This is a genomic window from Amycolatopsis sp. PSD-21 (assembly GCF_055561455.1).
In genome coordinates this window covers 6,888,448-6,912,174 of the sequence record NZ_CM145712.1, presented here as the reverse complement: position 1 = coordinate 6,912,174, position 23,727 = coordinate 6,888,448, and the positions used below count along the sequence as shown (strand labels likewise).

The following is a 23,727-nucleotide window of genomic DNA, read 5'->3' as shown; positions in this document are numbered from 1 at the left end:
TTCAGACGGTGACGCGGCGCATCGTGGCGAATCCGCCGGCACCCGCGACGCAGACCAGCAGGGCGAGCACCCCGGTCACGCCGCCGACGGTCAGCGTGCTGAAGAACGTGCCGAGTTTCGGCCAGGAATCGGTCCAGCTGAGCAGCAGCACCCCGCCCAGCAGCACCAGCACCTGCGCGGCGCCGAACAGGACGACACCCGGCACGGCGGCGCGCCGGTAGATCAGGCCGTACCACATGCCGTAGACGAACACGAGCGTCAGGAACACGAAGGCCGTGAGCAGGGTCTGGTACCAGGGACCGTCGAGCAGCCAGGGGACGCGGAAGTAGTGGAGCCCGAGCCCCCAGCCGCCGGTCCCGTCCTCGATCGCCTGGAGCACGGCGATTCCCGCCGCGTACAGCGCGGAGAGCCCGGCGATCAGCAGTACCGTCCCGAGGTAGTAGGACCGCCTCGACACCCCGAGTGCCAGCCCGAACGGGAGCGACTTAGTCATGCTCAAGGCGCCGCAGACGAACATGAACACGAACAGCGTGAACAGGCCGCCGGAGTAGTTCTCGTCGGGTGTTTCGGGGAGCAGCGAGAAGATCGCGACGTTCACCCCGAAGGCGAAGAACGTGATGCCGACCGGGAGGACGACGTACTGGAGCCGGTCCACCAGGTGGTAGCGCGCGACGTTGACCAGGGTGTTCATGCGGACGCCTCCTCTGCGGTCTGTCCGTTGGAGGTGTGCACCATCAGTTGCTGCAAGGAAAGCGGCTCGAGTTTCAGGTGCAGGGCCTTCGCCTTCGCCGTCGCGGCGGGATCGAGCGCGTCGGCGACGGTGACCGAAGCCCGCGAGCCGATCTTGCGGCGGTGCAGCACCCGGCGGCCGCTGACGAAGTCGTCCACCGCGAGAGCGGGGCCGGTGACCGTGACGGCCGAGCCGCGCAGTTCGTCGGCCGCCGCGTCGAGGACGACGCGGCCCTTGTCGATCATCACCACGTGCTCCAGCAGATCGGCCACTTCGTCGATCAGGTGCGTGGAGAGCAGGATCGTGCGCGGATGGGCCGAGTAATCGTCGAGCAACCGGTCGTAGAACAGCTGGCGCGCGACGGCGTCGAGGCCCGCGTACGGCTCGTCGAGCAGCGTGAGTTCCGCTCGCGCCGCGAGCCCGATCGTGATCGACAGCGCCGAGCGCATGCCTCGCGAGAGCTTCTTGACCGGGCGCTTCGTCGGCAGGTCGAAATCGCGGAGCAGCGTGTCGGCGAGTTCGGAGTCCCAGTTCGGATAGAACCACGACGCCGCCGCAAGCGCGTGCCGCACCTTGAAATCCGGGAACTGCTGGTCTTCGCGGACGAGCACCAGGCGTTTCAGCACCCGCTCGTTCTCGACCGGGCTCTCGCCGAACACGCGGACCGAGCCCGCGCTGGCGAACTCCTGCGCGGTGACGATCCGCAGGAAGGTGCTCTTGCCGGCGCCGTTGCGGCCCAGCAGGCCGGTGATCTTGCCTTCTTCGATGTCGACCGAGACATCGCCGAGCGCGAGATGGTCGCCGTAGCGCCGGGTCAGGCCGGTGGTCGAAATGGTCGGCGTCATGCGGCGGGTCCTCCGTTCCGGTGTCCGTTCCCGCGGATGAGCGAGATCAGGGTTTCGTCGTCGATGCCGAGGCGCCTCGCTTCGCTGAGCATCGGGTCGAGGTACTGCTCGGCGAACCGCTGCCGCCGGTCGGTGAGCAGCTTCTGCCGCGCCCCGGCGGCGACGAACATGCCGATACCGCGCCGTTTTTCGAGCAGGCCGTCGTCGGCGAGCACGTTGATCCCCTTGGCCGCCGTCGCCGGATTGATCCGGTAGAAGGCGGCGAGTTCGTTGGTTGACGGCACGCGTTCCCCCTCGGCCAGGCTTCCCTCGGCGATGTCGTCGGCGATCTGTTCGGCGATCTGCGCGAACAGGGGTGTTCCTTCGTCGAGCACGACACCTCCGTCCCCAGTCTTCGAGCACCTCATGGGTGCAGTGGTTCATTACTGGACTAAGTAACCCATGAACCACCCGGTGAGCGCAAGTCGCCTCCGCCGTGCGCACTACTGTGCAATGCGTGGTACCTTCTGTTGCGTAAGACTGGGAGGGACGCGACTGTGGAGATCAGTCAGCTACTAAAAGGCGTGCTGGACCTCGCCGTTCTCGCGGTGCTTCGCGGAGAGGACGGCTACGGCTACGACGTCCTCCGAAGACTTCGTATCGCGGGGTTGCAGGAGGTGGGCGACGCGTCGGTGTACGGGACGCTCCGGCGCCTGTACAAGGCGGGCCTGCTGACGTCCTATGTGGTGCCGAGCGAGGAAGGCCCGCACCGCAAGTACTACAGCCTCAACGAGCCGGGTCGCCAGCGGCTCGAAGAGTCGGGGCAGACCTGGCGGACTTTCGCCACGACGATGAACAGCCTGTTGGGAGAGGCAGCATGAGCACGCAGAATCCGACCGCCGTGCGGGTGTATCTGGCGAGGGTCAGGAGCGCGCTCGCCGACCTGCCCGAGAGCGAAGTCGAGGAGATCCTCGAAGACGTCCGGCCGCATCTCGCCGAGATGGAGGCGGAACTCGGGGACAACCCCAAGGTCGACGCCCTGATCGAGCGGCTGGGCAGCCCTGAAAGCTACGCCGCCGAACTGCGGGCGTCCGGCGGTTACCCGCCGCGGCCGGCCGAGGCGGGCGGCAAGACCACCGTGCTGAAGGTGAAGACCGGGATCGGTGGAGCGCGGTTCGCGTTCTGGGGTCTGGTGTTCTCGGTCGGGGGCTTCGCGCTGTTCGGTTTCGCCGCCGCGGTGTGGGTCCGGGTGGAACCGTTGCTGGGCCTGCTTTTCGTCGCGCCCGTGCTCGCGATCAGCGTCGCCTACGTGGTCCGGAAGGGGGTCGCCCCGATCGCGGAACTGCCCGAGGTGGTGAAGCTCCGCGAGATCGCGGCCTCGTTCCAGAAGGACCGGAACGGCAAGGGGCTCAACTACTTCCGCACGCTCAAGCCGGCGTGGTGGGTGCTGTGCGCGGCGGTGCTGGTCATCTTCGGCCTGCTGCTCGTGCTCCGGGACACCGAAGCCGTACTGCTCCTGCCGCTGATGCTGCTGGCGGCCGTCGCGGTGGTCTGGGCGGGCCCGAAGCTGAAGGCCGACCGGCGGCTGCTGTGGCTGGCCGTGCCGATCTCGGCGTTCGTCATCGGCAGCATGCTCGGTGGTGCGGGCGCGGCGGTCGACCTGATCGCGAAGCGGTCCTACGGCGGTGGTTCCTACAACGGCCCCTATGGGCCGAGCTACAACGACAGTTACGGGAACCCGCAGCTGACGTACGGCAGCCAGGACGTGGAGAACATCTACGCGTTCGACGCCGACGGCAAACCGCTGACCGAGATCTACCTCTACGACGAGAACGGCCGCCCGCTCAGCACGACCCGGTACGCCTGCGAGCAGAGCACGGGCGAGAAGCGAAGGATCGGCGACGACAACCGCTATCCGCGGCCGCGGCTCGAGCGGGGAGTCCAGGACCACGACGGAAACCTCAACGGCTACAACGGTTACCGCAGCTACTGTCTGGAAAGGACGGACGTGCCGTTCAGCGCGGCGATCCCGAAGATCACCCCGGCGCCGCCTTCCACGACCGCCCAGGCTCCGCCTTCGTCCCAGGCTCCGCCGTCGAACTCCACCCAGCCGACGCGCTAGGTGGCTCCGGGTGGAGGCGGGCGTCGGGGGCCGCCTCCACCCGCGTTTCGTCCTCTGGATGCGGTAGCCGGCAACGCGAACTACCGCATCCAGAGGACGAAATGCCGCGAGCCGGCACCTCCCGAAGAGGTGCCGGCTCGCGTGGGGTGAGGCTCAGTGGTGGAACGCGCTCCTGGCGGCCAGGTCGGCCAGCAGGGCGCGGCCCTTCTCGGCGTTGCGCGGCTGGGCCAGGACGTCGTAACGCCGGGCGACCAGCTGGCTCTGCGAAATGAACCCGCGCTTGTTCTTCGAGGCCGCGTACCCCAGCGCGCCGAACAGCAGGTTGAACCCGATACCGCCGACGAGGCCGACGATGATCGGCACCAGCCCGGCGCCCGGGTTCAGCAGGCTCAGCACGAGCCCGAGGAACACACCGAACATCGCGCCGGACAGCGCCGAGCTGGTCAGCACCTTGCTCCAGCCCATCCGTCCGGCGATCCGCTCGACCAGGACCGGCTCGACACCGACGATGGTCACGTCCGTGATCGGGAAGTCCGTTCCCGCGAGGTGGTCGACGGCACGCTGCGCTTCGGAGTACGACTCGTACGAGCCGATCGGCCACCCACTGGGCATCGTCGGGAGCTGAGCCCGCCCCTGGGGCTCGGTGAACGTGGTCTGCTGCGTGAATGCCTGTGTCATTCCTTCTCACCTCTCTTGATCCGTACAACGTCCCGGATGCGCGGATCTCCTCCCGGTGCGGCGGGATTCACAGCATCTTCTCAGCCGGGCATCGCAGACAATCCGCCCAGGGATCAACTACGGTGAGCAATGGGTAACGAACCAGACCATTGGTCGAGTTGACCGAGGCGGGGCGACCCGGTAGGAAGAAGCCGCAAAGGTACCGCATCGAACCTTTAGGTGAGGCTGATGGCGAACAGGCGCGGCATGCTCACGCTCGATCGGCTCCGGGAACTGGTCGAGGAAGGCGCCGTCGACACGGTGCTGGTGGCGATCACCGACATGCAGGGCAGGCTGCAGGGCAAACGCTGCGCCGCCGAATACTTCCTCAACGAGGTCGTCGAGCACGCCACCGAAGCGTGCAACTACCTGCTCGCGGTCGACGTGGACATGAACACCGTCGACGGTTACGCGATGTCCTCCTGGGAGACCGGCTACGGCGACTTCGTCATGCGCCCGGACTTCGGCACGCTGCGCCTGCTGCCGTGGCAGGAGGGCACCGCGCTCGTCCTCGCCGACCTCGAACGGGTGCAGGGCGGCGCAGTGGCCCCTTCGCCGCGCCAGATCCTGCGCGGTCAGCTCGACCGGCTCGCCCAACGCGGGCTCGCCGCCTACGTCGGGACCGAACTGGAGTTCATCGTCTTCGACGACACCTACGAGTCGGCCTGGGACAAGCGGTACCAGGACCTCCGCCCGGCCAATCAGTACAACGTCGACTACTCGATGCTCGGCACCGCGCGGATCGAGCCGCTGTTGCGCCGTATCCGCAACGACATGGGCGGGGCTGGCCTGTACGTCGAATCCGCCAAGGGCGAGTGCAACCCCGGCCAGCACGAGATCGCGTTCCGCTACGCCGACGCGCTGACCACCTGCGACAACCACAGCGTCTACAAGACCGGCTCCAAGGAGATCGCCGCGCAGGAGGGCAAGAGCCTCACGTTCATGGCGAAGTACAACGAACGCGAGGGCAACTCGTGTCACATCCACATCAGCCTGCGCTCCGCCGTGGGCGAGCCCGTGCTGGCGGGCGACGGACCCGGCGGGTTCTCGCCGCTGATGGAGCACTTCCTCGCCGGTCAGCTCGCCGGGTTGCGTGAACTGACTTATTTCTTCGCGCCGAACATCAACTCCTACAAGCGTTTCGTCCCCGGCAGCTTCGCGCCGACGGCCGTCGCGTGGGGCACCGACAACCGCACGTGCGCGCTCCGCGTCGTCGGCCACGGGGATTCGCTGCGCACCGAGAACCGCGTCCCCGGCGGCGACGTGAACCCGTACCTCGCGGTGGCCGCGCTGATCGCGGCCGGACTGCACGGCATCGAGAACGAACTGGAGCTCGAACCGGAGTTCCAGGGCAACGCCTACGGTTCCGGCAAGCCGACCGTGCCGACCACCTTGCGGGAGTCCGCGGCGCTGCTGGACGGGAGCGAGCTCGCGAGGTCCGCGTTCGGGGACGAGGTCGTCGACCACTACCTGAACGCGGCGAAGATCGAACTGGCCGCGTACGACGCCGCCGTCACCGACTGGGAGAGGATCCGTGGCTTCGAGCGGCTCTGAACCCCTGATCGGGCTCACGTCCTATCTGGAGCCCGCGAAATTCCTGGTGTGGGAGACCGAAGCGGTGCTGCTCCACCGGGTCTACGTCGACGGGATCGTCGCGGCGGGCGGGATCCCGGTCCTGCTGCCGCCGGTGAGCGGGGCACACGATCGGCTGATCTCCGCCGTGGACGGGCTCCTGCTGGTCGGTGGCGCTGATGTCGACCCGGCGCGCTACGGCCAGGAGCAGCACGCGACGACGTACACGAGGCCGAACCGGGACGCCTTCGAGTTCGGCCTGCTGCGGTCCGCTTTGTCCGCCCGTAAGCCGGTGCTCGGCGTGTGCCGGGGGCTCCAGGTGCTCAGCGTCGCTCTGGGCGGCACGCTCGCGCAGCACCTGCCGGACACTTTGGACAGTGCGGATCACCAACCCGCGCCCGGGACCTTCGGCACCACTACGGTGAGGCTTGCCGAGGGCAGCCGCGTCGCGTCGATCCTCGGCGCCGAGACCAAGGTGCCGTGTTACCACCATCAGGCGATCGACAAGCTCGGCGACGGGCTGGTCCCGGTCGGCTGGGCCGCCGACGGGACCATCGAGGCGGCCGAACTGCCCGGTGACGGGTTCGTCCTCGGCGTCCAATGGCATCCCGAACAGAATCCCGACGACATCAGGCTTTTCGAGGCACTCGTGGAAGCAGCTAAGGAGCGCGCATGACGTTCGAGGTGATCAACCCCGCCACCGAGGAGGTGGTGCGGTCGGTCGAGCTGACCTCGGCCGAGGAGACCGACGCGGCGATCGCCCGCGCGCACGCGGCGTTCCCCGCCTGGCGCGCAGTGGCCCCCGGCGACCGGGCACGGCTGCTGCGCCGGTTCGCCGACGCCGTCGACGCCGACATCGAGAACCTCGCCCAGCTGGAGGTCGCCAACGCCGGCCACACGATCGGCAACGCGCGCTGGGAAGCGGGCAACGTCCGCGATGTGCTGACGTACTACTCCGCGTCCCCCGAACGGTTGAGCGGCAAGCAGATCCCGGTACCCGGCGGCGTGAACATGACGTTCCACGAGCCGCTCGGCGTGGTCGGGGTGATCGTGCCGTGGAACTTCCCGATGCCCATCGCCGGCTGGGGGTTCGCACCGGCGCTCGCCGCGGGGAACACCGTCGTGCTGAAACCCGCCGAGCTCACCCCGCTCACCGCGATCCGCCTCGGCGAACTCGCCCGCGAGGCGGGGATCCCCGAGGACGTCTTCCAGGTGCTTCCCGGCAAGGGATCGGTGGTGGGGCAGCGTTTCGTGGACCACCCGGCGGTGCGGAAGGTGGTGTTCACCGGCTCGACCGAGGTCGGCAAGCAGATCATGGCGGGCTGCGCCGCGCAGGTGAAGCGGGTGACGCTGGAGCTCGGCGGCAAGAACGCGAACATCGTCTTCGCCGACGCCGACCTGGACAAGGCCGCGGCCACCGCGCCGTACGGCGTCTTCGACAACGCCGGGCAGGACTGCTGCGCGCGGTCGCTGATCCTGGTGCAGTCGAGTGTGTACGAGAAGTTCATGGAGCTGCTGGAACCGGCGGTGAACGGTGTGGTCGTGGGGGATCCGCGGCTGGAAGTGACCGAGATGGGGCCGCTGATCTCGGCGGGGCACCACGCGAAGGTCTCGTCCTATGTGGACGAATCCGCGCCGGTCGCCTTCCGGGGCAACGCGCCCGTCGGCCCCGGATACTGGTTCGCGCCGACCGTCGTCACCCCACCGGACCTGCGGCATCCGCTGGCGTCCGAGGAGATTTTCGGCCCCGTCGTCGCCGTGGTCCCGTTCACCGACGAGACGGACGCGGTGACGATGGCCAACCAGACCGAGTACGGGCTGTCCGGCTCGATCTGGACCCGCGACGTCGGCCGCGCCTTCCGCGTCGCGCGCGGTGTCGAAGCGGGGAACCTGTCGGTCAACTCGCATTCGTCCGTCCGGTACTGGACGCCGTTCGGCGGATTCAAGCAGTCCGGGCTCGGCCGCGAACTCGGTCCCGACGCCGTCGACGCCTTCACTGAGACCAAGAACCTTTTTATCAGCACAGAGTGAGCTGGTCTCTTTTCGTATCAAGACCATCAGCACGGAGGAATAGGAAATGGTTCAGCGTTTCGAGGGCCGGGTGGCGGTCATCACCGGCGGCAGCAGCGGCATCGGCCTCGCCACCGCGCGGCGGCTGGCGAGCGAAGGCGCGAAGGTCGTCATCGGCGACATCTCCGCCGAGGCGGGCAAGGCCGCGGCCGAGGAGGTCGGCGGTCTGTTCGTGCAGGCCGACGTCACCGACGCCGAGCAGGTCGAGGCCCTGTTCCAGACCACTGTGGACACTTTCGGCTCGGTCGACGTCGCGTTCAACAACGCGGGCATCTCCCCGCCAGAGGACGACTCGATCCTCACCACGGGCATCGACGCGTGGGAGAAGGTGCAGAAGGTCAACCTGACGTCGGTGTACCTGTGCTGCAAGGCGGTGCTGCCGCATATGCGGCGGCAGGGCAAGGGCTCGATCGTCAACACGGCGTCGTTCGTCGCGGTGATGGGCGCGGCGACGTCGCAGATCTCCTACACCGCGTCGAAGGGCGGGGTGCTGGCGATGAGCCGGGAGCTGGGCGTGCAGTTCGCGCGGGAGAACATCCGGGTGAACGCGCTGTGTCCGGGTCCGGTGAACACGCCGCTGCTGAAGGAACTGTTCGCGAAGGACCCCGAACGGGCCGCGCGGCGGCTGGTGCACGTGCCGGTCGGGCGGTTCGCGGAGCCGGAGGAGATCGCGGCGGCCGTCGCGTTCCTGGCGAGCGACGACGCCTCGTTCATCACGGCTTCGCAGTTCCTGGTGGACGGCGGGATCTCGGGCGCCTACGTCACCCCGCTCTGATCGCCCGCGTTCAGTCCTCTGAATGCGCGGCGTCACTCGTCCCGGTGGCTGGGATGGCGGGCCGCTGACCTGCGCTGTAGTCCTGACGCGTAGCCAGCATCCAGGACCACCCAGGAGGCCAAGCATGACCCGGCAGATGAGCACCGCCATGCGTGACTGCATCGACCTGTGCAACGAGTGCCACGTCCGGTGCGAGGAGATGATGACGCGCTGCATGGAGTTGGGCGGTGCGAAGCTCGGCATGATGATGGTGACCTGCGCGGACATGTCCCGTATGTGCGCCGACATGATGATGCGCTGCTCCGCGATGGTCGCCGACCTCGAGATGATGCGCATGTGCGCGAAGATGTGCGGCCTCGCCTCCCAGATGATGCGCATGTGCGCCGGCGAGTGCGCCAGGACCGGTGACGCCGAGCTCGCCGACGCCGCCGACATGATGGCGCGGTGCGCCGAGCTCTGCGGCACCATCACCGCCGAGATGATGATGGAGAACGCGTAACTCGCGTGCTCAGAGCCGTCACTCGCGTGATTGAAGGCGTAACTCACGAGTTACTGCTCTGATCACGTGAGTTACGGCTCCAAGCACGCAAGTGACGTGCTCGGCCGTAAGTAGACGCGCGTCGAACACGCCAGGTACGGTGTGCGCACAACTTCAGACAGGGCCGTCGAGCTGGAGCGGGAGAGCCCCCACGAACGTGGTGGGGCACCGAAGGAGCAAACTCCCCGGAATCTCTCAGGTACCCACTACCGCTTCACGCGAGGCCACTCTGGAAAGCAGGCGCGCAAGTGCGTCTCACCCAAGGTGAAAGCCACCCCGGTCACGGGTGGTGAAACTCTCAGGTGCCATGACAGAGGGGGAGTTCCCAGCGCACCGGTCTATCCGGCGCCTGACCCAAGGAGCTCCCTTGACCAGTACGTCCTTCGACGACCGGCACATCGGCCCCTCGGAGTCCGAGCAGGCCAAGATGCTCGCCGAGGTCGGCTACGGCAGTCTCGATGCCCTGGTGCAGGCCGCCGTGCCGTCCGCGATCCGGGTCACCCGCGATCTCGAACTTCCCCCCGCCGCGTCCGAAGAGGACGCCATCGCCGAGCTTCGCGCGCTCGCCGCGCTCAACAAGCCGATGACCCAGATGATCGGCCTCGGCTTCCACGACACGGTCACCCCGGCGGTCATCCGCCGCAACGTGCTGGAGAACCCGGCCTGGTACACGGCGTACACGCCGTATCAGCCGGAGATCTCGCAGGGCCGTCTCGAAGCCCTCCTCAACTTCCAGACCATGGTCTCCGAGCTGGCCGGTCTCGCCACCGCGAACGCCTCGCTGCTCGACGAGTCCACCGCCGTCGCCGAGGCCGTCATGCTGATGCGCCGCGCGTCGAAGGCGAAGTCGAACAAGGTCGTCCTCGACGCCGAATGTCTGCCGCAGACCATCGCGGTCGTCCGCACCCGCGCCGAGGCCATGGGCGTCGAGGTCGAGGTCCGCGACCTGCTCACCGGCCTGCCGGAGGAGTTCTTCGGTGTCGTCGTCCAGTACCCGGGCGCTTCCGGCGTGCTGCGCGGCGCGGGCTTCTACTCCGCCATCTCCGAGACCGCGAAGGCCGCCGGCGCGCTGTACACCGTCGCCGCGGACCTGCTCGCCCTCACGCTGATCACCGCGCCGGGTGAGTTCGGCGCGGACATCGCCGCCGGTTCCACCCAGCGCTTCGGCGTCCCGCTCGGTTACGGCGGCCCGCACGCCGGGTACATGGCCGTCCGCGCCGGGCTCGAGCGCTCGCTGCCGGGCCGCCTGGTCGGGGTCTCGGTCGACGCCGACGGCAACCCCGCGTACCGCCTCGCCCTGCAGACGCGTGAGCAGCACATCCGCCGCGAGAAGGCGACCTCCAACATCTGCACCGCGCAGGTCCTGCCCGCCGTGCTCGCCGCGATGTACGCGGTCTACCACGGTCCCGACGGCCTCAAGCGCATCGCGACCCGCGTCCACGGGCTCGCCGCCGGCCTGGCGGACGCCCTCCGCGCGGCAGGCGTGGAGGTCGTCCACGAGGGCTTCTTCGACACCGTCCTCGCCCGCATGCCCGGGCAGGCCGAAGCGGTCGTCGCGGTCGCGCGCGAGAACGGGATCAACCTCGGCCCGGTCGACGCCGACCACGTCCGCATCGCCGTCGACGAGGTCACCACGCCCGCGATCATCGCCAAGGTGCTCAACGCGTTCGGTATCGACACCCCCGCCGCCGACGCCAGCGCGCTGCCTGCCGGCCTCGGCCGCGAGAGCGACTACCTGACCCACGAGGTCTTCCACTCCCACCGCTCCGAGACCGCGATGCTGCGCTACCTGCGCAGCCTGTCCGACCTCGACTACGCGCTCGACCGCGGCATGATCCCGCTCGGCTCCTGCACGATGAAGCTCAACGCCACCACCGAGATGGAGCCGATCAGCTGGCGCGAGTTCGCGGGGATCCACCCGTTCGCCCCCGCCGACCAGGCCGAGGGCTACCACACGCTGGTCGAGCAGCTGTCGAGCTGGCTGGCCGAGGTCACCGGCTACGACAAGGTGTCGCTGCAGCCGAACGCGGGCAGCCAGGGCGAGCTCGCCGGCCTGCTCGCGATCCGCGCGTACCACCACGCCAACGCTCAGGCCGAACGCGAGGTCTGCCTGATCCCGTCGTCCGCCCACGGCACGAACGCCGCCTCCGCGGTCATGGCCGGGATGCGCGTCGTCGTGGTGAAGTGCACCGCCGAGGGCAACGTCGACCTCGAAGACCTGCGCGCCAAGGTCGAGGCCAACCGCGACACGCTGTCCGCGATCATGGTCACGTACCCGTCCACGCACGGCGTGTACGAGAACGGCATCGACGAGCTGGCCAAGATCGTCCACGACGCGGGCGGCCAGGTCTACGTCGACGGCGCGAACCTCAACGCGCTGCTCGGGCTCGCCAAGCCGGGTGAGTTCGGCGGCGACGTCTCGCACCTGAACCTGCACAAGACCTTCTGCATCCCGCACGGTGGCGGTGGCCCCGGCGTCGGCCCGGTCGCGGTCCGCGCGCACCTCGCGCCGTACCTGCCGAACCACCCGATGCTGGAGAAGGCAGGCCCCGAAACCGGTGTCGGCCCGATCAGCGCCGCCCCGTACGGCTCGGCGTCGATCCTGCCGATCTCGTGGGCGTACGTCCGCATGATGGGCGCGGGCGGGCTCACCGCCGCGACGCAGGTCGCCGTCCTCGCGGCGAACTACGTGGCCAAGCGCCTCAACCAGCACTACCCGGTGCTCTACACCGGTCAGGACGGCCTGGTCGCGCACGAGTGCATCCTCGACCTGCGCGGGCTCACCAAGGAGACCGGCGTCAGCGTCGACGACGTCGCGAAGCGCCTGATCGACTACGGCTTCCACGCGCCGACCATGTCGTTCCCGGTCGCGGGCACGCTGATGGTCGAGCCGACCGAATCCGAGGACCTCGGCGAGATCGACCGCTTCATCGCGGCGATGATCGCCATCCGCGCGGAGATCGACGCCGTCGCGCAGGGCAAGTGGGCCGCGGACAACAGCCCGCTGCGCAACGCCCCGCACACCGCCGAGACCCTGGTCGGCGACTGGGACCTGCCGTACGACCGCGAACTGGCGGTGTACCCCGCCGGGGTGAACCGCAAGTCCAAGTACTGGCCCCCGGTGCGCCGCATCGACGGTGCGCGCGGGGACCGTAACCTCGTCTGCTCCTGCCCGCCGCTCAACGCCTACGAGAACTGAGGCACTTGATGTCGAAAGAGACGTCCCTGCACGGAGTCCACAAAGGACTGGGTGCGCTGTTCACCGATTTCGCGGGCTGGTCGATGCCGATCCGCTATTCCAGCGAGCTGGCGGAGCACAAGGCGGTCCGCGAGGCCGCTGGCCTGTTCGACCTGTCCCACATGGCCGAGATCGAGGTGACCGGCCCGCAGGCGGCCGACACCCTCGACTTCGCGCTGGTCGGCAACCTGTCCGGGGTCAAGCCGGGCCGGGCGCGCTACACGATGATCTGCGACGAGAACGGCGGTGTGCTGGACGACCTGGTCGTCTACCGCCTCGCCGACGAGAAGTTCCTGGTCGTGGCCAACGCGGGCAACGCCGACGTGGTCGCGGCGGCGCTGGCCGAGCGGGTCTCCGGGTTCGACGCGGTCGTCGAGAACAAGTCCGAGGACGTCGCGCTGATCGCCGTCCAGGGCCCGAAGGCCGTCGAGATCCTCGGCGCCGTCACCGACGCCGACCTGGGCGCGCTCAAGTACTACGCGAGCGTCCCGGCCGTCGTGAAGGGCCACGACGTCCTGCTCGCCCGCACCGGGTACACCGGCGAGGACGGCTTCGAGCTGTACGTCCCGGCCGGTGAGGCTCCCGCCGTCTGGCGCATCCTGACCGACGCCGGCGAGCCGCACGGCTTGCTCCCGGCCGGCCTGGCCTGCCGCGACACGCTGCGTCTCGAAGCCGGAATGCCGTTGTACGGCAACGAACTCAGCCTCCAGCTGAGCCCGTTCGAGGCCGGCCTCGGCCGCGTGGTCAAGTTCGAGAAGCCGGGCGACTTCGTCGGCAAGGCCGCGCTCGAAGAGCTGTCCAAGAAGGACGTTCCCCGCGTGCGTGTCGGGCTCAAGGGCTCCGGCCGCCGCGCGCCGCGGCACGGCTACACCGTCCTGGCGGGTGACACCGAGATCGGTGAAGTCACCAGTGGTGCCCTTTCGCCGACGCTGGGTTATCCGATCGCCATGGCCTATGTGGACCGGGAGCACTCCGAGCCCGGCACCGAGCTTTCCGTCGACATCCGGGGCCGTATCGAGCCCGTCGAGGTCGTCGCCCTGCCCTTCTACTCCCGCGCCTGAAAGGCCCCTTTTCGATCATGAGCATCCCCCAGGACCTGAAGTACACGAAGGAACACGAGTGGCTGAACGTCGCCGACGGCGTCGCCACCGTGGGCATCACCGCCTTCGCCGCCGAGTCGCTCGGTGACATCGTGTTCGTCCAGCTCCCCTCGGTCGGCGACACCGTCACCGCGGGCGAGGTGTTCGGCGAGGTCGAGTCGACCAAGTCGGTCAGCGAGCTGTACGCACCGGTGGACGGCGAGGTCGTCGAGGTGAACGAGGCCACAACGGACACCCCCGAGCTCATCAACTCGGACCCGTACGCCGAAGGATGGCTCCTGAAGGTGCGTCTGTCCGGCGACGTGCCCGCCCTGCTCGACGCCCAGGCGTACGCCGTCCTGACCCAGGAGAACTGAGATGTTCAACGCTGCCCTGTCCGAAGTGGACCCCGAGGTCGCCACCGCCGTCGCGGCCGAACTCGACCGGCAGCAGTCGACCCTGGAGATGATCGCCTCGGAGAACTTCGCCCCGGTGGGCGTGCTCGAGGCGCAGGGTTCGGTGCTGACCAACAAGTACGCCGAGGGCTACCCCGGCCGCCGCTACTACGGCGGTTGCGAGCACGTCGACGTCATCGAGCAGCTGGCGATCGACCGCGCGAAGGCCCTCTTCGGCGCCGAGCACGCCAACGTCCAGCCGCATTCGGGCGCGCAGGCCAACGCCGCCGCCATGGTCGCGGTGCTCAACCCCGGCGACACCATCCTCGGTCTCGACCTCGCGCACGGCGGGCACCTGACCCACGGCATGAAGATCAACTTCTCCGGCAAGCTCTACAACGTCGTCGCCTACCACGTCGACAAGGAGACCGGGATCGTCGACGTCGAGGAGATCGAGCGCCTCGCCAAGGAGCACAAGCCGAAGCTGATCATCGCCGGCTGGTCGGCGTACCCGCGTCAGCTCGACTTCGCCGAGTTCCGCCGCATCGCCGACGAGGTCGGTGCGAAGGTCATGGTCGACATGGCGCACTTCGCCGGTCTCGTCGCCGCCGGGCTGCACCCGAGCCCGGTGCCGTACGCCGACATCGTCACCACGACCACGCACAAGACCCTCGGCGGTCCGCGCGGCGGCATCATCCTGTGCCGTCAGGAACTCGCCAAGAAGATCAACTCGGCGGTGTTCCCCGGCCAGCAGGGTGGTCCGCTGGAGCACGTCATCGCCGCCAAGGCCGTCGCGCTCAAGATCGCCGCGAGCGAGGAGTTCCGCGAGCGCCAGCAGCGCGTGCTCGAGGGCGCGAAGATCCTGGCCGACCGCCTTTCGCGCACGGACTGCAGCGAGGCGGGCGTCCGCGTGCTGACCGGCGGCACCGACGTGCACCTGGTGCTCGTCGATCTGGTCAACTCCACTTTGGACGGTCAGCAGGCCGAGGATCGGCTGCACTCGGTCGGCATCACGGTCAACCGCAACGCCGTCCCGTTCGACCCGCGGCCGCCGATGGTCACCTCCGGCCTGCGGATCGGCACCCCGGCGCTGGCGACCCGCGGCTTCGGCGCCGAGGACTTCGCCGAGGTGGCCGACGTCATCGCCGAGGCGCTGCGCCCGGACTTCGACGAGGCCCTGCGCCAGTCGCTGTCCGCCCGGGTCGAGCTGCTGGCCAAGAAGCACCCGCTGTACGCGGACCTCAACCGATGAGCGCGCTCCCCGAGGGGCGCAAACTTCTCCGGCTCGAGGTCCGCAACGCGCAGACCCCGATCGAGAAGAAGCCGCCGTGGATCAAGACCCGGGCCCGCATGGGTCCGGAGTTCACGGAGCTCAAGGGACTGGTCAAGCGTGAAGGCCTCCACACCGTCTGCGAAGAAGCCGGCTGTCCCAACATCTACGAGTGCTGGGAAGACCGTGAGGCGACGTTCCTGATCGGTGGGGATCAGTGCACGCGGCGTTGCGACTTCTGCCAGATCGACACCGGCAAGCCGGCGGCGCTGGACCGGACCGAGCCGCGGAAGGTGGCGGAGTCGGTGCAGGCCATGGGCTTGCGCTACTCGACGGTGACCGGTGTCGCGCGTGACGACCTGGAGGACGGCGGTGCGTGGCTGTACGCCGAAACCGTGCGCCAGATCCACGCGTTGAACCCGGGCACCGGTGTCGAGCTGCTGATCCCCGACTTCAACGCCGACCCCGACCAGCTGGCCGAGGTGTTCGGTTCGCGGCCTGAGGTTCTGGCGCACAACGTCGAGACGGTGCCGCGGATCTTCAAGCGAATCCGGCCTGGTTTCCGGTACGCGCGGTCGCTGGAGGTCATCACCCGCGCTCGCGAGGCCGGCCTGGTGACGAAGTCGAATCTGATCCTGGGCATGGGCGAGACCCCGGACGAGGTCGCGCCCGCGATGAAGGACCTGGTCGACGCGGGCTGCGAGATCCTCACGATCACCCAGTACCTGCGCCCCTCGCCCAGGCATCACCCCGTGGACCGCTGGGTCAAGCCGGAGGAGTTCGTCGAGCACTCGAACGCTGCCGAGGCGATGGGCTTCGCTGGTGTGATGGCCGGGCCGCTCGTACGCTCGTCGTATCGGGCCGGGCGGCTGTTCGCGCAGACGAAGGCCCACCGCGGCGAAGAGCTGTCGGAGAACTTGGCCCATCTCGCCGCCGAAGGGCCCGCGGCCCAAGAAGCCAGCTCACTGCTGGCCAGATAGGAAGGAGGGCAGATCAATGGCGATCAGCGTCTTCGACCTGTTTTCGATCGGCATCGGCCCTTCCAGCTCCCATACGGTGGGTCCGATGCGCGCCGCACTGACCTTTGTGGACGGTCTGGCCGCCGACGGCGACCTGACGGCCACGACGCGGGTCCAGAGCGAGCTTTTCGGCTCGCTGGGCGCCACCGGGTTCGGGCACGGCAGCGACAAGGCCGTGCTGCTCGGGCTGTCGGGGGAGCGTCCGGAGGAGATCGACACCGACACGGTGCCCGGCAAGATCGCGGAGATCCGCGAATCCTGCCGGTTGAAGGTGCGTGGTGAGCACGAGATCGTGTTCACCGAGGACACCGACCTGACCATGCACCGGCGGAAGTCGTTGCCGGCGCATCCGAACGGGATGATCTTCCGCGCGTTCGACGCCGACGGGAAGGTGCTGCGCGAGCGCACCTACTACTCCGTCGGCGGCGGGTTCGTGCGGGACGAGTCCTACGAGACCGACACTGTCGTCGTCGAGGACTCGACGCGGCTGGAGTTCCCGTTCCGTACCGGCGCGGATCTGCTGAAGCACTGCGAGGACACCGGGCTGCCGATCAGCGAGATCATGCTGCGCAACGAGCTTTCGTGGCGCACGCGTGAGGAGGTCCGCGAAGGGCTGCTGGAGATCTGGCAGGTCATGGCGGAATGCGTGCGCAACGGCTGCGAGCACGAGGGCGTCCTGCCGGGCGGGCTGAAGGTGCCGCGCCGTGCGAAGGCGTTGCACGAGAAGCTGCTCGCCGAGGACGGCGTCGGCGACCCGCTGTACGCGATGGACTGGGTGAGTCTGTATGCGCTGGCGGTCAACGAGGAGAACGCCGCGGGCGGCCGCGTCGTCACCGCGCCGACCAACGGCGCCGCGGGGATCATCCCGGCCGTTCTGCACTACTACCAGCGGTTCATCCGGGGTTCGTCGGACGACGGCATCGTGACGTTCATGCTGACCGCGGGCGCGATCGGCTCGATCCTCAAGCAGACGGGCTCGATCTCGGGCGCCGAGGTCGGCTGCCAGGGCGAGGTCGGTTCGGCCAGCGCCATGGCCGCCGCTGGGCTGACCGAGGTCCTCGGTGGTTCACCCGCGCAGGTGGAGAACGCCGCCGAGATCGGCGTCGAGCACCACCTGGGGCTGACCTGCGACCCGGTCGGCGGGCTGGTGCAGATCCCGTGCATCGAGCGCAACGCCGTCGGCGCGTCGAAGGCGATCCACGCCGCGCGGATGGCGATGCGCGGCGACGGTTCGCACGTCGTGACGCTGGACAAGGCGATCAAGACCATGCGCGAGACCGGCGCCGACATGAGTGTGAAGTACAAGGAAACCGCACGCGGCGGCCTCGCCGTGAACGTCATCGAGTGCTGACGCCCGCGTTCAGTCCTCTGGATGCGGTAGTTGCATACGCAAGTACCGCATCCAGAGGACGAATTGCGGGCCGCCTAAACTCGAAGGGTGGAGTCGAGCACGGTCGCGAACGCGGGTGACGCGCTGTTCCGCCCGGTGCGCGCGGGCAACGCCTTCGAGGAGACCGTCGAAAGGCTGCTCCAGGCGATCCGGCTGGGTGTGGTCGGCGCTGGTGAGCGGCTGCCTTCGGAACGCGAGCTCGCCGAGCGGCTCGGGGTCAGCCGGGTGACGCTGCGCGAGGCCATCCGCGCGCTGTCCGACGCGGGTTACGTCGAGTCGCGGCGCGGGCGGTACGGCGGCACGTTCGTCAACGACGTCCTGCCCGACCCGCCCGCCACCGAAGGGCGGAAGGTCGACAACGCCACCCTGGAGGACACGCTCGGCCTGCGGCACGTCCTGGAGACCGGCGCCGCCGAGATGGCGGCGTCGCGGTCCCTCACCCCGGCCGACCGCCAGCATCTGACCAGCACGCTCGCCGAGGCGGCGGCGGCCGACGTCGGCGACTACCGGCGCAAGGATTCGCGGCTGCACCTGGCGATCGCCGAGGTCACCGCGTCCGGCTCGCTGACCACGGCGATGGCCGACGCGCGGATGCGGGTCAACCAGCTGCTCGACATGATCCCGCTGCTCGAACCGAATCTGGAGCACTCCAACGCCCAGCACGAGGCCATCGTCGACGCGATCCTCGCCGGGGATTCGGAGGCGGCCCGGCGGGCGATGACGGAGCACGTCGAGGGGACAGCTTCGCTCCTTCGGGCCTTCCTCGCCTGACCGCGTTTCGTCCTCTGAATGCGGGAGGGGGTTGGGCGCGATTCGGTGATTTTCCCACAACCTTTTCACTCGTTCGGGCGTCTAACCTGGCGTGGAGAACCCGGATGAGGCAGACGCACCCGAGTCGCAGACCACGGCCACCCCTGAGCCGAAAGGGAAGAAGCGCAGGTGGCGGCGGATCGCCGCCTGGACGCTCGGCCTGCTCGTCGGCATCCCCGTCGTCGCGTTCGGGCTCGCGTACGTCCTGCTCGACGTCCGCAGCCCGCAAGAGGTCCTCGCCGACCTCGACAAGACCGTGGTCCTGCAGAACGCCGACGGTTCCGAACTGCTCAAGGTGGTCCCGCCCGGCGGCGACCGGCTGTTCGTGCCGTACGACGCCGTCCCCGCGAAACTGCGCGACGCGATCGTCGCGACCGAGGACCCGACCTTCTGGGACAACGAGGGCTTCGACCTCACCGGGCTCGGCCGCGCGCTGGTGACCGGCGTCGGCGGCGGTTCGGGGATCACCCAGCAGTACATCAAGAAATCCACCGGCAACGAGGACGCCACCCTCACCCGCAAGTTCTCCGAGCTGGTGCTCGCCACGAAGATCACCCAGCAGCAGACCAAGAAGGAGATCTTCGAAAGCTACGTCAACATCATCTCGTTCGGCCGCGGCACCTACGGCCCGGCGTCGGCGATGAACGCCTACTTCGGCCGCAAGCTGGACGACTCGATGACCTGGAGCGAGGCGGCGTTCCTCGCGGGCATGATCCAGTCGCCTTCGGTGCACGACCCGTACGCCTCCAGCCATGAGCACGCGATGAAGCGCTGGTCCTACGTGATGAACAAGCTGGTCGCACGCGGTTACGTCAGCCAGGCCGAAGCGGTCACCATGACCTACCCGGAGGACGCGATCCAGGCGCCGTCGGAGACCCGGGCCGGTCGCGTGACCTACGAGCAGTACCACATCAAGCAGCAGGTCCTCGCGGAACTGGAACAGGTCGGCTACCCGCTCGACCGGCTCCGCGGCGGCGCGATGAAGGTCGAGACGACCATCGATCCGCGAGCGCAGGCCGAAGCCGAGAAGGCGGTCAAGGAACGCTTGAAGGGGCAGCCGGAGCACTTCCGCGCGTCGCTGGTCGCCGTCGAACCCGGGACCGGCGCCATCCGCGCCTACAACGGCGGTGGCTGGAGCGTGCACGACTACGCCGGTACCCCGTACGGCACCGGCTCCGCCTTTCAGCCGTTCATCCTCGCCGCCGGTCTCGAACGGGGAGTGAACGTGGACGAGCCGCTCAAGGCGCCCGCGGAGGTCGACTTCCTCGGCGAAACCTTCAAATTCGAGGACCAGTGCGGTGAAGCCGGGAAGTGCACGTTGCGCGAGGCGATGGGGCGGGGCGCCCGGGGCCCGTTCGTCGACCTGGCGAAGAAACTGGGCGCGGAAGCGGTCCGCGAAAGCGCCCGCGCGGCCGGGATCCCCGAGACCGTCGACGGCGCGGTGACACTGCGGGAGAAGGACGGATTCCTGATCAGCCCCGGGATCGCGGTCGGCCGGTATCCCCTGCGCCCCAGCGACATGGCCGGTGCCTACGCGACCTTCGCCGCCGACGGTATGCGCGCCACCCCGCATCTGGTGTCGAAGATCCGGGACGAGAACGGCGAGATCGTGTGGGAACGGCCGTCGGACAGGGCGCCCGCGTTCAAGGACGACGAGGCGCTGAGCCGCCGGATCGCGAGCGAAATGAGCCAGGTGCTGGCCACCGGCCTGAAGGACCGCCCGGCGGCGCTGAAGACCGGCGACTTCCAGTTCGACGAGACGGACGACAACGCCGGCGGCTGGGCGGTCGGGTACACGCCGCAGCTCGCGACGGCGGTCTGGGTCGGCTCCGACGAGCCGCGCCGGATGCGGGACGCCGCCGGGGAGAAACTGACCGGGCAGACGATCCCGGCCGACGTGTGGCAGCGCTTCATGAACGGTGTGCACCAGGGGACGCCGGTGCGGTGGCCGGAGGGCTCGGGTCCGCGGCCGGTCACGACGGCGCCGCGGTGAGGCCTGTTCGTGGTGTCGCGAAAGCCACTTTCGGGACATCAGACGTCGCGAAAGTGGCTTTCGCGACACGGTCACCGGGGGCACGGCGCCGGACCGGTCCACGCCCGGAGGTTGCGAAAGCCACTTTCGCAACCTTCAACGTTGCGAAAGTGGCTTTCGCAACACCCGGCCGGACCGCGACGACCCGGCCGAGGGAGCCGTCAGGGCTTCACGAGCACGACGGTGAGCCCGTCGTAGCCCTTGCTGCCCACCGTCTGGACGGCCGTCGCGTCGACGCGGGGTTCGGCGGCGATCATCTCGTGCAGCCGCCTGATCCCTTGGACGTTCGGGTCTTCGCTGGCGGCGTCGGTGACCGCGCCACCGCGGACGACGTTGTCGACCACGATCACGCCGCCGGGCCGGACGAGCTTCAGCGACGCCTCGAAGTACGCCGGGTTGTTGACCTTGTCGGCGTCGATGAAGGCCAGATCGATCGGGCCCTCGACCGAGGGCAGCAGGTCCAGCGCCTTGCCGACGCGGACGTCGACCAGCCCGCCGAGCCCGGCCGCTTCGATGTTGGCGCGCGCGACCTCGGCGTGCTTCGGGTCGTATTCGAGGGTGACGAGCCTGCCCTGCGGCGGCAGGGCGCGGGCGAGCCAGATCGTGCTGTACCCGCCGAGCGTGCCGATCTCCAGGATGGACCGGGCGCCGATCATCCTCGCCATCAGGTTGAGCAGTTTGCCCTGGTTCGGCGCGACGGCGATCGACGGCAGCCCGGCCCGATCCGACGCCTCACGCGCGCCTTCGAGGGCGGGATCGGACGGGATGAGCACCCCGGACAGATAATCGTCCACTTCGGACCACAGTTGCTGTGACATGGCACCTCCGCCGCCAACCTACTCCGGGATGATCACGCGGCGCGGCGCCCGGCCTTCGGGATCACCAGCGGGGTCCCGGTTTCGGGGCACGGCATCACCCGGCAGGGCAGCTCGAAGATCTTCTCGACGTTGGCCGCGGTCACGACCTCTTCGGGCGAGCCCGTCGCCAGGACCTCTCCGCCGCGCATCGCGATCATGTGCGTCGCGTAGCGGGCGGCCTGGTTGAGGTCGTGCAGCACCGCCACCAGCGTCCGGCCCTGTTCCTGGTGCAGTTGCGCGCACAGGTCGAGGATGTCCATCTGGTGGGCGATGTCCAGGTACGTCGTCGGCTCGTCGAGCAGCAGGAGATCGGTCTCCTGCGCGAGCGCCATCGCCATCCACACGCGCTGCCGCTGACCGCCCGACAGTTCGTCGACCAGCCGCTCGGCGAGGTCGTCGACCCCGGTGGCGCGCATGGACTCGGCGACCACGGTGGCGTCCTCACGGGACCACTGGCGCAGCAGGCGCTGGTGCGGGTACCGGCCACGCGCGACGAGGTCCGCGACGGTGATGCCGTCGGGCGCGATCGAGCTCTGCGGGAGCAGGCCGAGCCGCCGGGCGACCTCCTTGGCGGGGAAGGAGCTGATCACCTGCCCGTCGAGGAACACCGACCCCTGGCGGGGTTTGAGCATCCGCGCGAGCGCGCGCAGCAGGGTCGTCTTGCCGCAGGCGTTCGGGCCGACGATGACGGTGAACGACCGGTCGGGGATGACCACCCCGAGGTCTTCGGCCACGGTCCGGCCGTCGTAGGCGAGCGTCAGCGCGTCCGCGTGCAGGCGGGACGTCGTGCTCTGCTCGGTGAGGGTTTCCACGGTCTCCACACAGGTTAGGCTAACCTAGGAGTCCGCCGTTGTGGTGTTCCGTAGGTCGCAGTCGGCTCACGACGTTCGTCGATGGCATCATCCCCAGTGCAATCGCGTGAATGCACTCGGTGCGATCGAAGGACGGCATGGAGGACTACCGGATAGTCGCGGACGAGATCTCCGCCGACGTCGAGGCCGGAAGGCTCCGGCCAGGCGACCGGCTACCCCCGCAGCGGCGGTTCGCCCGCGAACGCGGGATCGCGAACTCGACCGCCGCCAGGGTCTACGGCGAACTCGTCCGGAGAGGTGTCGTGGTCGGCGAGGTCGGCCGGGGCACGTTCGTCCGCGCCGCGAAGCCGCCGCTGGAGACCGCCCTCGCCGAACCCGGTGGCGCGACGGTCGACCTCGAGCTCAACTTCGCCGTCCTCCCGGAGCAGTCGGCGCTGGTCGGGAAGGCGCTGGAGCCGCTGCTGCGTGAAGACGTCCTGACAGCGGCGCTGCGGCCGGGAAGCGTCTCGGGCTCGAAGCAGGCACGTGACGCCGTCGCCGGGCTGCTCGCGAAGGACGGCTGGACGCCGGAGATCCTCTTCGCCGGGAGCGGGCGCCAGGCCATCGCGGCCGCCATCGCCGCCTTCGTGCCGATGGGGGAGCGCCTCGCCGTCGAAGCCATCACCTATCCCGTGGTCAAGGCACTCGCCGGACGGCTCGGTGTCCAGTTGGTGCCCATCGAGACCGACGACAGGGGTCTCGTTCCCGAGGCGCTCGAAGCCGCGTCCGTGCGCGCGCTGTACGTCCAGCCGACGCTGCACAATCCGCTCGGGTCCACAATGGACGAAGCGCGGCGCGCCGAGCTGGCGGAAACCGTGCGGCGGATGGACATCCCGGTGATCGAGGACGGTATCTACACCTTCCTCCGGCCCGAGGTCCGCCCGTTCGCGGCGTACGCGCCGGAGCGCACCGTGTTCGTCGACAGCATGTCGAAACGGCTCGCCCCGGGGCTGACCACCGGCTTCCTCGCCGTCCCGGCGGAATGGCGGGAACGGCTGGCCGCGGCCGTGCGCTCGGGCGGCTGGGTCGCGCCCCGGCTCGCCGTCGAAGCCGCCACCCGGTGGATCACCGGCGGGACGCTGGAAACCGTCGAGCGGGCGAAACGGCTCGACGCCGCGGAACGCCAGCGGGTGACGGCGGCGCGGCTGGCCGGGTTCGCCCTGCACGCCGATCCGCAGGCGTATCACTGCTGGTGGGAGCTCCCCGAACACTGGCGCGCCGAGACCTTCGTCGCCGCGGCCGCGCGGCGCGGGATCGCGGTCACCCCGGCGGCCGCGTTCGCCGTCGTCCCCGGTCACGCCCCGAACGCGGTGCGCCTCGCCGTCTCGTCGCCGCCGCTCGAAACGCTCGCGGCCGCCTTGGACGTCCTCGCCGGTCTCGCTTCCGGTCGCCCCGAGGACGCCGGCGTCGACTGACCCTCGCATTCAGAGGACGAAAT

General features: G+C 69.0%; 22 protein-coding genes and 1 riboswitch. Of the genes, 16 read left to right on the top strand and 6 right to left on the bottom strand.

Annotated features, from left to right (window positions below):
- Position 1: 1 nt before the first annotated feature.
- From ACZ1DY_RS32380 to ACZ1DY_RS32370, 3 genes are read right to left on the bottom strand one after another with little or no spacing between them, the layout of a single operon-like run.
- A complete protein-coding gene (locus ACZ1DY_RS32380) occupies positions 2–691 on the bottom strand; it encodes an ABC transporter permease (protein WP_126733539.1) in 690 nt (229 codons plus the stop codon).
- The gene (locus ACZ1DY_RS32375) at positions 688–1,575 is read right to left on the bottom strand and encodes an ABC transporter ATP-binding protein (RefSeq protein ID WP_257485083.1); all 888 of its coding nucleotides are present in this window, start codon (positions 1,573–1,575) and stop codon (positions 688–690) included. Before ACZ1DY_RS32375 ends, ACZ1DY_RS32380 begins: the two co-directional genes overlap by 4 nt.
- Positions 1,572–1,949: a GntR family transcriptional regulator gene (locus tag ACZ1DY_RS32370; protein ID WP_126733537.1), complete on the bottom strand. Its 378-nt coding sequence runs from the start codon at positions 1,947–1,949 to the stop codon at positions 1,572–1,574. Before ACZ1DY_RS32370 ends, ACZ1DY_RS32375 begins: the two co-directional genes overlap by 4 nt.
- Before the next feature lie 162 nt (positions 1,950–2,111).
- On the opposite strand from ACZ1DY_RS32370, the gene ACZ1DY_RS32365 reads away from it, so the two are divergent.
- Together ACZ1DY_RS32365 and ACZ1DY_RS32360 are read left to right on the top strand one after the other, a co-directional pair.
- A complete protein-coding gene (locus ACZ1DY_RS32365; RefSeq protein WP_034323457.1) occupies positions 2,112–2,435 on the top strand; it encodes a PadR family transcriptional regulator in 324 nt (107 codons plus the stop codon).
- Positions 2,432–3,676 (top strand): DUF1700 domain-containing protein, encoded by a 1,245-nt coding sequence (locus tag ACZ1DY_RS32360; RefSeq protein ID WP_465481910.1) that lies wholly within the window; start codon positions 2,432–2,434, stop codon positions 3,674–3,676. The genes ACZ1DY_RS32365 and ACZ1DY_RS32360 overlap by 4 nt, the downstream gene beginning before the upstream one ends.
- Before the next feature lie 153 nt (positions 3,677–3,829).
- Here ACZ1DY_RS32360 and ACZ1DY_RS32355 read toward each other — a convergent pair whose 3' ends face one another.
- A complete protein-coding gene (locus tag ACZ1DY_RS32355; RefSeq protein ID WP_126733535.1) occupies positions 3,830–4,354 on the bottom strand; it encodes a YflT domain-containing protein in 525 nt (174 codons plus the stop codon).
- A 228-nt stretch (positions 4,355–4,582) separates the two neighbouring features.
- Here ACZ1DY_RS32355 and ACZ1DY_RS32350 point away from each other — a divergent pair, with 228 nt between their 5' ends.
- The 13 genes from ACZ1DY_RS32350 to ACZ1DY_RS32290 all read left to right on the top strand — a co-directional run bounded on the left by ACZ1DY_RS32350 (position 4,583) and on the right by ACZ1DY_RS32290 (position 20,542).
- Complete coding sequence (locus ACZ1DY_RS32350) at positions 4,583–5,947, top strand: glutamine synthetase family protein (RefSeq protein ID WP_257485085.1); 1,365 nt, start codon at positions 4,583–4,585, stop codon at positions 5,945–5,947.
- Entirely contained in the window at positions 5,928–6,641 is a 714-nt protein-coding gene (locus tag ACZ1DY_RS32345; protein ID WP_465481909.1) for a gamma-glutamyl-gamma-aminobutyrate hydrolase family protein, read from the top strand. The genes ACZ1DY_RS32350 and ACZ1DY_RS32345 overlap by 20 nt, the downstream gene beginning before the upstream one ends.
- A complete protein-coding gene (locus ACZ1DY_RS32340) occupies positions 6,638–7,996 on the top strand; it encodes an aldehyde dehydrogenase family protein (RefSeq protein WP_465481908.1) in 1,359 nt (452 codons plus the stop codon). The genes ACZ1DY_RS32345 and ACZ1DY_RS32340 overlap by 4 nt, the downstream gene beginning before the upstream one ends.
- 46 nt (positions 7,997–8,042) lie before the next feature.
- Positions 8,043–8,810, top strand: a complete 768-nt coding sequence (locus ACZ1DY_RS32335) for a 3-oxoacyl-ACP reductase (RefSeq protein WP_465481907.1) — start codon at positions 8,043–8,045, stop codon at positions 8,808–8,810.
- 124 nt (positions 8,811–8,934) lie between these two features.
- On the top strand, positions 8,935–9,309 hold the full coding sequence (locus tag ACZ1DY_RS32330; protein ID WP_465481906.1) for a four-helix bundle copper-binding protein: 375 nt from the start codon (positions 8,935–8,937) through the stop codon (positions 9,307–9,309).
- A 167-nt stretch (positions 9,310–9,476) separates the two neighbouring features.
- A riboswitch (glycine riboswitch) is annotated at positions 9,477–9,570 on the top strand.
- A 145-nt stretch (positions 9,571–9,715) separates the two neighbouring features.
- Entirely contained in the window at positions 9,716–12,547 is a 2,832-nt protein-coding gene (gcvP, locus tag ACZ1DY_RS32325; protein WP_465481905.1) for an aminomethyl-transferring glycine dehydrogenase, read from the top strand.
- Positions 12,548–12,555: 8 nt separating this feature from the next.
- The gene (gene gcvT, locus ACZ1DY_RS32320) at positions 12,556–13,647 is read left to right on the top strand and encodes a glycine cleavage system aminomethyltransferase GcvT (protein ID WP_465481904.1); all 1,092 of its coding nucleotides are present in this window, start codon (positions 12,556–12,558) and stop codon (positions 13,645–13,647) included.
- Between the two features lie 17 nt (positions 13,648–13,664).
- Entirely contained in the window at positions 13,665–14,042 is a 378-nt protein-coding gene (gcvH, locus tag ACZ1DY_RS32315; protein ID WP_016336369.1) for a glycine cleavage system protein GcvH, read from the top strand.
- Position 14,043: 1 nt separating this feature from the next.
- The gene (gene glyA, locus ACZ1DY_RS32310; protein ID WP_126733529.1) at positions 14,044–15,312 is read left to right on the top strand and encodes a serine hydroxymethyltransferase; all 1,269 of its coding nucleotides are present in this window, start codon (positions 14,044–14,046) and stop codon (positions 15,310–15,312) included.
- Positions 15,309–16,310 (top strand): lipoyl synthase, encoded by a 1,002-nt coding sequence (lipA, locus tag ACZ1DY_RS32305; protein ID WP_465481903.1) that lies wholly within the window; start codon positions 15,309–15,311, stop codon positions 16,308–16,310. The genes glyA and lipA overlap by 4 nt, the downstream gene beginning before the upstream one ends.
- Positions 16,311–16,326: 16 nt before the next feature.
- Positions 16,327–17,700: an L-serine ammonia-lyase gene (locus ACZ1DY_RS32300; RefSeq protein WP_034323423.1), complete on the top strand. Its 1,374-nt coding sequence runs from the start codon at positions 16,327–16,329 to the stop codon at positions 17,698–17,700.
- An 87-nt stretch (positions 17,701–17,787) separates the two neighbouring features.
- The gene (locus ACZ1DY_RS32295; RefSeq protein WP_306856007.1) at positions 17,788–18,510 is read left to right on the top strand and encodes a FadR/GntR family transcriptional regulator; all 723 of its coding nucleotides are present in this window, start codon (positions 17,788–17,790) and stop codon (positions 18,508–18,510) included.
- Between the two features lie 91 nt (positions 18,511–18,601).
- Complete coding sequence (locus ACZ1DY_RS32290) at positions 18,602–20,542, top strand: transglycosylase domain-containing protein (RefSeq protein WP_465481902.1); 1,941 nt, start codon at positions 18,602–18,604, stop codon at positions 20,540–20,542.
- A gap of 200 nt (positions 20,543–20,742) precedes the next feature.
- Here ACZ1DY_RS32290 and ACZ1DY_RS32285 read toward each other — a convergent pair whose 3' ends face one another.
- Together ACZ1DY_RS32285 and ACZ1DY_RS32280 are read right to left on the bottom strand one after the other, a co-directional pair.
- A complete protein-coding gene (locus tag ACZ1DY_RS32285) occupies positions 20,743–21,399 on the bottom strand; it encodes an O-methyltransferase (protein WP_257485094.1) in 657 nt (218 codons plus the stop codon).
- A gap of 32 nt (positions 21,400–21,431) precedes the next feature.
- Positions 21,432–22,259, bottom strand: a complete 828-nt coding sequence (locus tag ACZ1DY_RS32280) for an ABC transporter ATP-binding protein (RefSeq protein WP_465481901.1) — start codon at positions 22,257–22,259, stop codon at positions 21,432–21,434.
- Between the two features lie 128 nt (positions 22,260–22,387).
- Here ACZ1DY_RS32280 and ACZ1DY_RS32275 point away from each other — a divergent pair, with 128 nt between their 5' ends.
- Positions 22,388–23,704, top strand: coding sequence for an aminotransferase-like domain-containing protein (locus ACZ1DY_RS32275; protein ID WP_257489918.1), 1,317 nt, complete (start codon positions 22,388–22,390; stop codon positions 23,702–23,704).
- The last annotated feature ends 23 nt before the right edge of the window (positions 23,705–23,727 follow it).

Bases quoted from the DNA above. Each gene is read 5' to 3' on its own strand.
- ACZ1DY_RS32330 (WP_465481906.1), top strand. From the start codon at position 8,935: ATGACCCGGCAGATGAGCACCGCCATGCGTGACTGCATCGACCTGTGC.
- ACZ1DY_RS32360 (WP_465481910.1), top strand. From the start codon at position 2,432: ATGAGCACGCAGAATCCGACCGCCGTGCGGGTGTATCTGGCGAGGGTC.
- ACZ1DY_RS32285 (WP_257485094.1), bottom strand. From the start codon at position 21,399: ATGTCACAGCAACTGTGGTCCGAAGTGGACGATTATCTGTCCGGGGTG.
- ACZ1DY_RS32300 (WP_034323423.1), top strand. From the start codon at position 16,327: ATGGCGATCAGCGTCTTCGACCTGTTTTCGATCGGCATCGGCCCTTCC.
- lipA (WP_465481903.1), top strand. From the start codon at position 15,309: ATGAGCGCGCTCCCCGAGGGGCGCAAACTTCTCCGGCTCGAGGTCCGC.
- ACZ1DY_RS32275 (WP_257489918.1), top strand. From the start codon at position 22,388: ATGGAGGACTACCGGATAGTCGCGGACGAGATCTCCGCCGACGTCGAG.
- ACZ1DY_RS32380 (WP_126733539.1), bottom strand. From the start codon at position 691: ATGAACACCCTGGTCAACGTCGCGCGCTACCACCTGGTGGACCGGCTC.
- ACZ1DY_RS32335 (WP_465481907.1), top strand. From the start codon at position 8,043: ATGGTTCAGCGTTTCGAGGGCCGGGTGGCGGTCATCACCGGCGGCAGC.
- glyA (WP_126733529.1), top strand. From the start codon at position 14,044: ATGTTCAACGCTGCCCTGTCCGAAGTGGACCCCGAGGTCGCCACCGCC.
- ACZ1DY_RS32355 (WP_126733535.1), bottom strand. From the start codon at position 4,354: ATGACACAGGCATTCACGCAGCAGACCACGTTCACCGAGCCCCAGGGG.
- gcvH (WP_016336369.1), top strand. From the start codon at position 13,665: ATGAGCATCCCCCAGGACCTGAAGTACACGAAGGAACACGAGTGGCTG.
- ACZ1DY_RS32375 (WP_257485083.1), bottom strand. From the start codon at position 1,575: ATGACGCCGACCATTTCGACCACCGGCCTGACCCGGCGCTACGGCGAC.
- ACZ1DY_RS32350 (WP_257485085.1), top strand. From the start codon at position 4,583: ATGGCGAACAGGCGCGGCATGCTCACGCTCGATCGGCTCCGGGAACTG.
- gcvT (WP_465481904.1), top strand. From the start codon at position 12,556: ATGTCGAAAGAGACGTCCCTGCACGGAGTCCACAAAGGACTGGGTGCG.
- ACZ1DY_RS32340 (WP_465481908.1), top strand. From the start codon at position 6,638: ATGACGTTCGAGGTGATCAACCCCGCCACCGAGGAGGTGGTGCGGTCG.